12 protein-coding genes are annotated in these 11,139 nt (G+C 73.3%); 11 read left to right on the top strand and 1 reads right to left on the bottom strand.

What is annotated here, in order from left to right:
• Positions 1 to 111 precede the first annotated feature (111 nt).
• Positions 112 to 1,119: an HAD family hydrolase gene (locus ACFUUZ_RS02900; protein WP_378691899.1), complete on the bottom strand. Its 1,008-nt coding sequence runs from the start codon at positions 1,117 to 1,119 to the stop codon at positions 112 to 114.
• 133 nt (positions 1,120 to 1,252) lie between these two features.
• Between ACFUUZ_RS02900 and ACFUUZ_RS02895 the strand changes: the two genes are divergently transcribed.
• The 11 genes from ACFUUZ_RS02895 (at position 1,253) to hemL (ending at position 11,099) form a co-directional block, all read left to right on the top strand.
• Entirely contained in the window at positions 1,253 to 1,513 is a 261-nt protein-coding gene (locus ACFUUZ_RS02895) for a glutaredoxin family protein (protein ID WP_378691912.1), read from the top strand.
• A 280-nt stretch (positions 1,514 to 1,793) separates the two neighbouring features.
• Positions 1,794 to 2,657, top strand: a complete 864-nt coding sequence (locus tag ACFUUZ_RS02890) for a redox-sensing transcriptional repressor Rex (RefSeq protein ID WP_378691897.1) — start codon at positions 1,794 to 1,796, stop codon at positions 2,655 to 2,657.
• Positions 2,654 to 4,051 (top strand): glutamyl-tRNA reductase, encoded by a 1,398-nt coding sequence (locus ACFUUZ_RS02885; protein ID WP_378691895.1) that lies wholly within the window; start codon positions 2,654 to 2,656, stop codon positions 4,049 to 4,051. The genes ACFUUZ_RS02890 and ACFUUZ_RS02885 overlap by 4 nt, the downstream gene beginning before the upstream one ends.
• Positions 4,051 to 5,133, top strand: coding sequence for a hydroxymethylbilane synthase (gene hemC / locus ACFUUZ_RS02880; RefSeq protein ID WP_378691893.1), 1,083 nt, complete (start codon positions 4,051 to 4,053; stop codon positions 5,131 to 5,133). Before ACFUUZ_RS02885 ends, hemC begins: the two co-directional genes overlap by 1 nt.
• Positions 5,130 to 6,692, top strand: coding sequence for a uroporphyrinogen-III synthase (locus tag ACFUUZ_RS02875; protein WP_378691890.1), 1,563 nt, complete (start codon positions 5,130 to 5,132; stop codon positions 6,690 to 6,692). Before hemC ends, ACFUUZ_RS02875 begins: the two co-directional genes overlap by 4 nt.
• Positions 6,693 to 6,723: 31 nt before the next feature.
• Positions 6,724 to 7,707, top strand: coding sequence for a porphobilinogen synthase (gene hemB, locus ACFUUZ_RS02870; RefSeq protein ID WP_378691888.1), 984 nt, complete (start codon positions 6,724 to 6,726; stop codon positions 7,705 to 7,707).
• Positions 7,708 to 7,714: 7 nt separating this feature from the next.
• Positions 7,715 to 8,260, top strand: coding sequence for a hypothetical protein (locus ACFUUZ_RS02865; RefSeq protein WP_378691886.1), 546 nt, complete (start codon positions 7,715 to 7,717; stop codon positions 8,258 to 8,260).
• Positions 8,261 to 8,553: 293 nt separating this feature from the next.
• Positions 8,554 to 9,117: a hypothetical protein gene (locus ACFUUZ_RS02860; RefSeq protein ID WP_378691910.1), complete on the top strand. Its 564-nt coding sequence runs from the start codon at positions 8,554 to 8,556 to the stop codon at positions 9,115 to 9,117.
• Positions 9,114 to 9,380 carry a hypothetical protein gene (locus tag ACFUUZ_RS02855; RefSeq protein ID WP_378691884.1) on the top strand — a complete coding sequence of 89 codons (267 nt, stop codon included), beginning with the start codon at positions 9,114 to 9,116 and terminating at the stop codon, positions 9,378 to 9,380. The genes ACFUUZ_RS02860 and ACFUUZ_RS02855 overlap by 4 nt, the downstream gene beginning before the upstream one ends.
• 71 nt (positions 9,381 to 9,451) lie before the next feature.
• Complete coding sequence (locus tag ACFUUZ_RS02850; RefSeq protein ID WP_378691882.1) at positions 9,452 to 9,685, top strand: hypothetical protein; 234 nt, start codon at positions 9,452 to 9,454, stop codon at positions 9,683 to 9,685.
• Between the two features lie 76 nt (positions 9,686 to 9,761).
• Entirely contained in the window at positions 9,762 to 11,099 is a 1,338-nt protein-coding gene (hemL, locus tag ACFUUZ_RS02845; RefSeq protein ID WP_378691880.1) for a glutamate-1-semialdehyde 2,1-aminomutase, read from the top strand.
• Positions 11,100 to 11,139: the final 40 nt, after the last annotated feature.

Below are 11,139 nucleotides of genomic sequence, written 5' to 3'. Positions count from 1 at the left end.
GCTCGAGACTCGCGCCTTCGGCGCATGCACTTCGAGCGCTGAACAACGGGACGGGCGGCGAACGGGGCTCGTAAGACTCGCCCCCGACGGGGCCGGGAGGTGCGCGCCGGGTTAGTTGTTCTTGCGGTGGGTGACCGCCGCGGCGACGGCCCCACCCGCGGCGCCCAGCGCCAGCGCGGTGGGGACGCCGATCTTGGCCGCCTTGCGGCCGGTGCGGAAGTCGCGGATCTCCCAGCCTCGGTTGCGGGCGACCTCGCGGAGGTCGGAGTCGGGGTTGATCGCTACCGAGGTGCCGACCAGGGAGAGCATCGGGACGTCGTTGTGGCTGTCGGAGTACGCCGTGCAGCGCTTGAGGTTGAGCCCCTCGCGGATGGCGAGCGCGCGGACGGCGTGTGCCTTGCCGAGGCCGTGCAGGACGTCGCCGACGAGGCGGCCGGTGAAGGTGCCGTCGACGCTCTCGGCGACGGTGCCGAGCGCGCCGGTGAGGCCGAGGCGCTTGGCGATCACCTGGGCCAGCTCGACCGGGGTCGCGGTGACGAGCCAGACCTGCTGCCCGGCGTCCAGGTGCATCTGCGCGAGCGCGCGGGTGCCCGGCCAGATCTTGTCGGCGATGATCTCGTCGTAGATCTCCTCGCCGAGCATGGCGAGCTCGGCGGTGGGGCGGCCCGCGATGAAGGCGAGCGCCTTCTCCCGGCCGCTCGCCATGTCCATGCTGTTCTCTTTGCCGGTCACCCGGAACTTGACCTGCTTCCAGGCCACATCCACCAGGTCCGAGGTCTTGAAGTACTTGCGGGCGGCGAGGCCGCGGGCGAAGTGCACGATGGAGGCGCCCTGCACCATGGTGTTGTCGACGTCGAAGAAGGCGGCCGCGGTCAGGTCGCGGGGGACCTCGGGCGTGCCGATGTCGACGCCGTCGGCGAGTTCGGACTCGTGCAGGGTGAGCGCGGCGTCGGCGCTCGCCTCGCCCGCGAGGTTCGCCCTGACCTCCTCCTCGCTCGGCCCGAACGGGCTGCGCGAGATGCGCGCGAGCTGATCCTGCAGGCCCTGGCCGAACGAGCCCACGCTCCACCGCACCGGGAACTCGCCGAACCGGCCCGCGATGAAGCCGCCCCTAGCCATCCTCGATCGTTCCGGCACCGACTACCTCCGCCCGTTCGCGCGAACCACATCCCACACTAACCGCCGGAGCCGACGGATTCCCGCGACCCGGTGCGCCGGGCAGGCCGCGCCGCGCGGTGATTTGATGATGACCATGAGCGGACCCTCTCGTTCGGTGACTTTGCTGACACGTACCGGCTGCGGGCTGTGTGCTACGGCACTCGAACACCTGCGCGAAATCTGTGCCGACTACGGGTTGACCCCGGACACCGTCGATGTCGACGCCGCCGCGGCCACCGACCCGGAACTGCGCGCGGAGTACGGAGATCGCCTGCCTGTGGTGCTGCTCGACGGCCGGGAGCACTCGTATTTCGAGGTCGACGAGGTGCGGCTGCGCGCCGAGCTGAGCCGCTGACTCCGGCCCGGTTCGCCGGGGTTTCGCTCGCCGGTGGTTTGCCGGAGCGGAATGAGGCCCGGTTCACCGACTTTGTGCAGGCGTTCACAAGCGGTTACGGTGGTGACAGCACCCCGCACGCCGAGCCGCGCTGCCGCGCGCCGAAGCCCCGGGCGCACCCCGACACCATCTCGAATCGACCCGCCTCCCGACGGCACACCCGGGCGAAACCGGGAGCCGCAGCCCCAGCGGTCGAGCGACGCAAGCCGGACCGCCGGGCCGGAACGAGGAGCCGACGAACGTGACAGAGCAGCACGAGACGCCCGGTGGCGTCTCCGGCGGGGCTCTGCGCGGGCCCGACGGCTCCAGACCGGGTGACGGCAGGAAAGACATTCCGCAGGCGACGGTCGCCCGGCTGGCGACGTACCTCCGCGTTCTCGCCGGGATCGCCGACGAGGGTGTTGCCATCGTATCGAGTGAGGAACTGGCTGTCGCGGCGGGTGTCAATTCCGCGAAGCTGCGCAAGGATCTCTCCTTCCTCGGCCCGAACGGCGTCCGCGGCGTCGGCTACGACGTCGGCAAGCTGCGCGCCAGGATCGAGGATGTGCTCGGGCTCGCGGAGGGCCACCGGGTGGTGCTGGTCGGGGCGGGCAACCTCGGCCGCGCCCTGGTCGGCTACGGCGGGTTCCGGCGCCGCGGGTTCAGCGTGGTCGGGATCTTCGACAGCGACCCGCGGCTGGTCGGCGCCGAGGTCGCGGGGCTCACCGTCGCCGATGTGGCGCACCTCGCCGACCAGGTCGGCGCGCTGGCCCCGACCATCGCGGTGATCGCGGTGCCGGACGACGCGGCCCAGGTGGTCTGCGACCGGCTGGTCGCCGCCGGGCTGCACGCCATCCTCAGCTTCGCGCCCTGCGAGCTGCACGCCCCGGACACGGTGGAGATCCGCCGGGTCGACCTCGCGGTCGAGATGCAGATGCTCTCCTTCGAGACGGCCCGCAACGCCCCGCTGCCCGAGGTCGCGCACGCCGTCTCCGGGCGGATCGCGCGCCGGGCGCCCGGTGCTCGCGGCGGCGGAGCCGCCAATCGAGGCAGCGGGCGGACCCGAAATTCTTCATCCCATTCGGCAACGGAGCCAAGCAGCAAGGGATCGGTGGTAACACCATGAGCGTTCTTCTCGTCGGTATCTCACACCGCAGCGCCCCGGTGGCGGTGCTGGAGAAGGTGGCCATCACCGACACCGACCGCCCCAAGCTGGTGGACCGGCTGCTGGCCTCCAGCCACGTCGCCGAGGCGATGATCCTCTCGACCTGCAACCGGGTCGAGGTCTACGCGGTGGTCGACGCCTTCCACGGCGGCCTCGCCGAGGTCGGCGAGCTGCTGACCAGGCACTCCGGGCTGCCGATGACCGAGCTCACCAAGCACGCCTACGTGCGCTACAGCGAGGCCGCCGCCGAGCACCTCTTCGCGGTGGCCAGCGGGCTGGACTCGATGGTCGTCGGCGAGCAGCAGGTGCTCGGCCAGATCCGCGGCGCCTACGCCTCCGCCGACGCCCAGCAGGCGGTCGGCCGGACCATGCACGAGCTGGCCCAGCACGCGCTGCGGGTGGGCAAGCGGGTGCACTCGGAGACCGGTATCGACCGGGCGGGCGCCTCGGTGGTCTCGGTGTCGCTGGACCGCGCGCAGGAGATCGTCGGCACGCTGGGCGGCCGGACCGCGGTGGTGGTCGGCGCGGGCGCCATGGGCGGCCTCGCGGTCGCGCACCTGGCGCGCGCCGGGATCGAGCGGATCGTGGTGGTGAACCGGACGCTCGGCCGGGCGCAGCGGCTGGCCGAGATCGCCCGCGGCTACGGCATCGAGGCCGAAGGCATCGAGTTCTCCCGGCTGCCGGAGGCGATGGCCGCCGCGGACGTCGTGGTCACCTGTACCGGGGCGATCGGCGCGGTGGTGACGCTGGCCGACGTGCACCGCGCGCTGGCCGGGCGGGAATCCGCGGAGCGGCCGCTGGTCTTCTGCGACCTCGGGCTGCCGCGCGACGTCGAGCACGCCGTCGCCGGGCTGCCCGGCGTCTCGGTGATCGACATCGAGACGCTGCAGCACGACCCGGCCGCGGGCGCCGCCGCCGACGACACCACCGCCGCGCGCGGCATCGTCGCCGACGAGCTGGCCAAGTACCTGGCCGGGCAGCGGATGGCCGAGGTGACGCCGACCGTCGCCGCGCTGCGGCAGCGCGCCGCCGAGGTGGTCGAGGCGGAGCTGCTGCGGCTGGACTCCCGGCTGCCAGGGCTGGCGAACCCGGAGCGCGACGAGGTCGCGCGGACGGTGCGCCGGGTGGTCGACAAGCTGCTGCACGCGCCGACGGTGCGGGTCAAGCAGCTGGCCTCGACGCCGGGCGGCGACAGCTACGCCGAGGCGCTGCGCGAATTGTTCGAACTCAAACCGGGAGCGGCACAGGCCGTCGCGGCGCCCATGGAGGTGACCGCGCTCGGCGGGGAGCTGCCCGCCGGCCTTGCCGACGACTTCACCGCGGGCCACCGCGGCGACGAACAGGGGCTTTCCTGATGACCATGGTGCACGAAGAGGGCGACGTGAGCGGCGCGGGTGCCCGCGCGCCGTGGCGCATCGGGACCAGGGGCAGCCTGCTCGCGCTGACCCAGGCGGGCACGGTGCGGGACGCGCTGGTCGCGGCCGGGCAGCCCGCCGAGCTGGTGGTGGTCAAGACCGCCGGTGACCTCTCCCAGGCGCCGGTGCAGGAGATCGGCGTCGGGGTCTTCACCACGGCGCTCCGCGACGAGCTGGGCTCCGGCGCCGTTGACATCGCGGTGCACTCCTACAAGGACCTGCCCACCGCGCAGGATCCGCGCTTCGTGATCGCCGCGGTTCCCCCGCGCGCCGACCCGAGGGACGCGCTGGTCGCCAGGGACGGCCTGGTCCTCGGCGAGCTGCCCGCGGGGTCGCGGGTCGGGACCTCGGCGCCGCGCCGGGCGGCCCAGCTGCTCGCGCTCGGGCTCGGGCTGGAGATCGTGCCGCTGCGCGGCAACCTGGACTCCCGGTTGCGCAGGGTCAGCGAGGGCGAGCTGGACGCGGTCGTGGTCGCCAGGGCCGGGCTGGTCCGGATCGAGCGGACCGACGCGGTCACCGAGTCGCTGGAGCCGGTGCAGATGCTGCCCGCGCCCGCGCAGGGCGCGCTGGCGGTCGAATGCCGGGTCGAGGACACCGAGCTGATCGAGATCCTCCGCGGTCTGGACGACCCGGCGTCGCACGCCGCGGTCGTCGCCGAGCGCGGGTTGCTCGCCGAGCTGGAGGCGGGCTGCACCGCACCGGTCGGCGCACTGGCCGAGGTTGTCGAGTCGCTCGACGACGACGGCCGCATCGTCGAAGAGCTCTCGCTGCGCGGGTGCGCCGCCGCGATCGACGGGTCGGACGTGGTCCGCGCCTCGATCGTCGGCGCGCCGGAGCGGGCGGAGGAGCTCGGCAGAGCGCTCGCCAGGGAACTGCTCGACCTGGGCGCACGCGAACTGCTCGGGGCCGCCGGAGCGGCGCGCCCGGAGATCGCCGCGGGGGACGGCGACCCCACCCCGCGGACGGCCCCGCCGTCCGCCCCTGACGTCACCCACCCCAGTCCGATGGAGAACACCCGATGAGCCGATCCACCAAGAAGCAACCCGGGCGCATCCTGTTCGTCGGCTCCGGCCCCGGTGATCCGGCGCTGCTCACCGTGCGCGCCCGCGAGGTCCTCGGCCGGGCCACGCTCGCCTTCACCGACCCCGATGTGGACAAGGGCGTGCTCGCGCTCATCGGGACCGCGGTGCCGGAGGGCGAGGACGGCGAGCGCCCGGTCGACGTGCGGCCCGCGCTCGGCGAGCCCGCCGAGGTCGCCAAGACCCTGATCGCCGAGGCCAAGGCGGGCTCCGACGTGGTGCGCGTGGTCGCGGGCGACCCGCTGACCACCGACTCGGTGATCGCCGAGGTCACCGCCGTCACCCGCTCGCACGTCGCCTTCGAGGTGCTGCCCGGGCTGCCGAACGGCTCCGCGGTGCCCAGCTACGCGGGCATCGCGCTCGGCTCCGGGCACACCGAGGCCGACGTGCGCGGCGAGGTCGACTGGGCGGCGCTGGCCGCCGCGCCCGGCCCGCTGGTGCTGCACGCCACCTCCGGCCACCTGGCCGAGACGGCGAGCGCGCTGGTCGAGCACGGCATGGCCCCGCAGACCCCGGTCGCGGTGACCGTGCGCGGCACCACCCGCCAGCAGCGCACCATCGAGGCCACGCTGGCCACGCTGAACAGCGCCGCCTCCGAGCTGGTCGGGCCGCTGGTGCTGACCATCGGCAAGGTGGTCTCCAGCCGGTCCAAGATGTCCTGGTGGGAGTCGCGCGCGCTGTACGGCTGGACCGTGCTGGTGCCGCGCACCAAGGACCAGGCCGCCGAGATGAGCGAGCGGCTGGTCACGCACGGCGCCATCCCGGCCGAGGTGCCCACCATCGCGGTGGAGCCGCCGCGCAGCCCCGCGCAGATGGAGCGCGCGGTCAAGGGGCTGGTCGACGGCCGCTACCAGTGGGTGGTCTTCACCTCGACCAACGCGGTGCGCGCGGTGTGGGAGAAGTTCGCCGAGTTCGGGCTGGACGCCCGCGCCTTCTCCGGGGTCAAGATCGCCTGCGTCGGCGAGGCCACCGCGGACCGGGTGCGCGCCTTCGGCATCAACCCGGAGCTGGTGCCGAGCGGGGAGCAGTCCTCCGAGGGGCTGCTCGCCGACTTCCCGCCGTACGACGACGTCTTCGACCCGGTGAACCGGGTGCTGCTTCCCCGGGCCGACATCGCCACCGAAACGCTGGCCGAGGGGCTGCGCGACCGCGGCTGGGAGATCGACGACGTCACCGCCTACCGCACCGTGCGGGCCTCCCCGCCGCCCGCCGAGACCCGCGAGATGATCAAGACCGGCGGCTTCGACGCGGTGCTCTTCACCTCGTCCTCCACCGTGCGGAACCTGGTCGGCATCGCGGGCAAGCCACACGCGCGCACCATCGTCGCCTGCATCGGCCCCAAGACGGCCGAGACCGCGGTGGAGTTCGGGCTGCGGGTGGACGTGCAGCCCGAGGTGGCGCAGGTCGGCCCGCTGGTCGAGGCGCTGGCCGAGCACGCGGCCCGGCTGCGCGCGGAGGGGCTGCTCCCGCCGCCGCGCAAGAAGAGCCGCCGCAGCCGGTAGCCGTTCGCCCGGCCGGCGTAAGGTGCGAAAGATGACCGGAATCGACCGCCCGCGGCGGTTGCGCCGCACCCCGGCCCTGCGCCGACTCGTCGCCGAAACCACGCTGGAACCACGGCATCTGGTGCTGCCGATGTTCGTCGCCGACGGGCTCGCCGAGGCGCGGGAGATCAGCTCCATGCCCGGCGTGCACCAGCACACACTGGACTCGCTGCGCAAGGCGGCGGTGGAGGCGGTGGAGGCGGGCGTCGGCGGGCTCATGCTCTTCGGGGTGCCGCTCGCCGAAGACAAGGACGCGGTCGGCAGCAAGGCCAGCGATCCGGAGGGCATCCTGAACCGCGGGCTGCGCGCGCTCGCCGCCGAGGTCGGCGACGCCACCGTGGTGATGGCCGACACCTGCCTGGACGAGTTCACCGACCACGGCCACTGCGGCGTGGTCGCGGCGGACGGCAGCGTGGACAACGACGCGACGCTCGACCGCTACGTCGAGATGGCGCTGGCCCAGGCCGAGGCAGGCGCCGACCTGCTCGGCACCAGCGGCATGATGGACGGCCAGGTCGGCGCGATCCGGGCGGGGCTGGACGCGGCCGGGCACCTGGACGCCGGGATCCTCGCCTACGCCGCCAAGTACGCCTCGGCCTTCTACGGGCCGTTCCGCGAGGCGGTCGCCTCCTCGCTGCAGGGCGACCGCCGCACCTACCAGCAGGACCCGGCGAACCGGCTGGAGTCGCTGCGCGAGCTGGAGCTGGACCTCGCCGAGGGCGCCGACATCGTGATGGTCAAGCCCGCCATGTCCTACCTGGACATCCTGCGCGACGTCGCGGACCGGGCGACGGTGCCGGTGGCCGCGTACCAGATCTCCGGCGAGTACGCGATGATCACCGCCGCCGCCGAGCGCGGCTGGATCGACCGCCGCGGCGCGATCCTGGAGTCGCTGACCGGGATTCGCCGGGCGGGCGCCGACATCGTGCTCACCTACTGGGCGACCGAGGCGGCGCACTGGCTGGGGCAGCGCTGACGCTCCGATGAACGACGCACCGAACTCCCCGCAGTACTACCAGGGCCCGCCGCCGGTGCGGCCGGAGCCCGCGCCGAAGCCGACCGATATCGGCACCGCGCAGCAGCTCTGGTGGGCGGTCATCGGCTTCGGGCTGATCCAGGTGATCGCCTCGGTGATCGCCGGGGTGCAGCAGCGCGGCGCGCTCGCCGAGCAGATGCGCGGCGACCTGGAGCGCGCGGGTCAGCCCGCCACCCAGGCCATGTCCGAGCTCATGGTCACGCTCGGGCTCGCGCTCGCGGTGCTGATCGGCATCGTGCTGGCCGGGCTCGGGGTGCTCTTCGCGCACCTGCTCGGCAAGGGGAAGCTGTGGGCGCGCACGGTGCTCACCATCGCGGGCATCTGGCTGGTGCTGATGGCGGTGGGCACGCTCTTCGCGCTCGACACCGTCTCAGGCACCGCCACGCTCGCGGCGGGCGCGGCCACCCTGGTGCAGGGCGTGCTGGCGGCCGGAGCCATATTTCTGGCGTACCGCCCGGACTCCACGGCGTACTTCCTGGTGAATCGTCGGTGAATGCCGGGCGAATCGGGTGCTGAGTTTGTCTCGGACACGGTGACATGTATGGTGAGGGTTGTCACAGTGGACGTGAAGACCGTGAACCACCCGGGCGAGGGGTGTTCACCAGCGGAGATTCTGCCGCGGTGAAATTCGTCCGGTCGGCTCCGGGAGATCGGAGGCAACGATGCGCGTGGTGATCCAACAGCCGCAGAGCATTCGTCGGGACCTGCTCGTGCTGAGTCTGCTGATCCTGTTCGGCGTGCTGACAGTCGCCGTACTCTTGCTCCCCGGTCTGACCCGCTGACCCGATAGTGCTCTTCGCCGAACCGGGCGCGCGCTGGCGCAGCGTCGCCTACGGCCCCGCGCTCTGTGCCGTCATCCTCGTACTCGAGCTCGTCACCGGCGGGCGGCCGCACTGGTTCGCGCTGATCTTCTGCGGCGCCGCCATCGGCGGCTTCGTCGCGCTGCAGGTGGTGGCCGGGCAGCGGCACGTGAGCGTCGAGCTCACCGCCGAGCAGCTGCGGCAGGGCACCGAGGTGCTCCCGCTGCGCAACATCGCCGCGGTGCTGCCCGAGCGCGACGAGGACAGCTGGGACGACCTCGACTGGGAGTCCGCCCGCGCGCTCGGCGAGCTGCACGGGGTGCCGCGCAGGCGGACCGGCATCGGCCTGCAGCTGCGTGACGGCGCCTTGGTCCAGGCATGGGCCCGCGACCACCGCGGCCTGCGCGCCGCGCTCGAGGAGGCGGTGGCGGCCGCGAACTGCGCGGAGCCGACGGATTCCGCCGCGCCCGCGGAGCCGGGGGAGCCCGCCGCCCAGGTACCGGGTACCGTGCCCGCTGACGACGACCGGGAGGACGGGGCGCAGCGGTGAGGTACGGGATCGTGCGGGCGGCACTGGCGACGGCGTTCGCGGTCGCGGCCGTGATCGCGGCGGTCCTCTCCTGGCGCAACAGCATCCGCACCACCGACTTCGCGCCCGCGGGCGACATCCCCGCCTTCGAGGCGACCCGGTACGCGGCGCCGTGGGTCTTCCTCGCCGCCACCCTGCTCACGGTGGCCGGGCTGCTGCTGGTGGACGCGGTGGCGCAGCTGGCGCAGGCCCGGCATGCGGGCGGGGCGCACCGCGAACAGTAGTGTGTCCGTGGCGATTCCGGTCTGTCGGCCGGGTCGCGATTTTTTCGGTTCTACCCAGCGAGAGGTGTTTCGTGAAGCGGTTCGTGGTGCGGTTCGGGATGGCGACGATGGCGGTCGCCGCGGTGGGGTTCGGCGCGGGGCAGGCGGTTGCCGCGCCGGGGCTGCCGCTGGAGCCCGCGACCGTGCAGCCTGCCGAGCCGGTGCAGGGCGGCTTCGTGCCGGAGTCGGGGTCGGCGGGGCCCTACAACCACGCCATGTGCCTGCTGCACACGGTCTCCCCGCAGTTCCCCTGCATGTACAGCTGACGCACCGCGGTGTGGTGGGTCACTCCACTACACCCTGTCGTCGAAGCCGCGCGCGGTGGCTGACACACTGGAGTTCGTGAGTTCTTCTCCGCGCGCCGCCGAGGGATCGGTCCCGGTTTCCGCCCAGCTCTTCGACCGGGCGGCCGGGATCATTCCGGGCGGCGTCAATTCGCCGGTCCGGGCCTTCCACTCGGTCGGCGGGACCCCGCGGTTCATCGCCTCCGCGCGCGGCTGCACGCTCACCGACGCGGACGGCAACGACTACGTCGACCTGGTCTGCTCGTGGGGGCCGATGATCCTCGGCCACGCGCACCCGGCCGTGGTCGAGGCGGTGCGCGCCGCCGCGGGCGGCGGGCTCTCCTTCGGCGCACCCACCGAGGCCGAGATCGAGCTGGCCGAGGCCATCGCCGAGCGGGTGGAGCCAGTGCAGCGGGTGCGGCTGGTCAACTCGGGCACCGAGGCCACGATGAGCGCGGTCCGGCTGGCCCGCGGCTTCACCGGTCGCACGAAGATCATCAAATTCGCCGGGTGCTACCACGGCCACGTCGACGCGCTGCTCGCCGAGGCGGGCTCCGGGGTCGCCACGCTCGGGCTGCCGACCTCGCCCGGCGTCACCGGCGCGCAGGCGAGCGACACCATCGTGCTGCCCTACAACGACCTGGACGCCGTCGCCGCCGCCTTCGCCGCGAACCCGGGCCAGATCGCCTGCGTGATCACCGAGGCCGCCGCGGGCAACATGGGCGCGGTCGCCCCGGTCGACGGCTTCAACGCCGGGCTGCGCAGGCTGACCGAGGCCGACGGCGCGCTGCTGATCATGGACGAGGTCATGACCGGGTTCCGGGTCAGCCGCTCCGGCTGGTACGGCCGCGACGGCGTCGCGGGCGACCTCTACACCTTCGGCAAGGTCATGAGCGGCGGGCTGCCTGCCGCCGCCTTCGGCGGCCGCGCCGACATCATGGGCAGGCTGGCCCCGCTCGGGCCGGTCTACCAGGCGGGCACGCTCTCTGGGAACCCGGTGGCGGTGGCGGCCGGGCTGGCGACGCTGCGCGCCGCCGACGACGCCGTCTACGCGGCGCTGGACCGCAATGCCGAGCGGCTCGGCGGGCTGCTCACCGACGCGCTGGGCGCGGCCGGGGTCGAGCACCGGGTGCAGTTCGCGGGCAATATGGTGAGCGTGTTCTTCGCCGACCGCCCGGTCACCGACTACACCTCCGCCAAGGCCGCAGCGACCTGGCGCTACCCGGCCTTCTTCCACGCTCTGCTGAGCGCCGGGGTGTACCCGCCGCCGAGCGCGTTCGAGGCCTGGTTCGTGTCGGCGGCGCTCGACGAGGACGCATTCGCCCGCATCGCCGCCGCTCTGCCCGCCGCCGCCAGCGCGGCGGCCGCAGCCACCCCCGAAGGAACCCGCGCGTGAGCTCCGATCAGCCCACCTCCTCCGACCTCCCCGCCGAGCC

It is taken from the genome of Nocardia sp. NPDC057353 (assembly GCF_042667085.1).
Taxonomy (GTDB): domain Bacteria; phylum Actinomycetota; class Actinomycetes; order Mycobacteriales; family Mycobacteriaceae; genus Nocardia.
The sequence above is the reverse complement of the archived record's forward strand: the minus strand, read 5'-3'. Positions and strand labels throughout refer to the sequence as shown.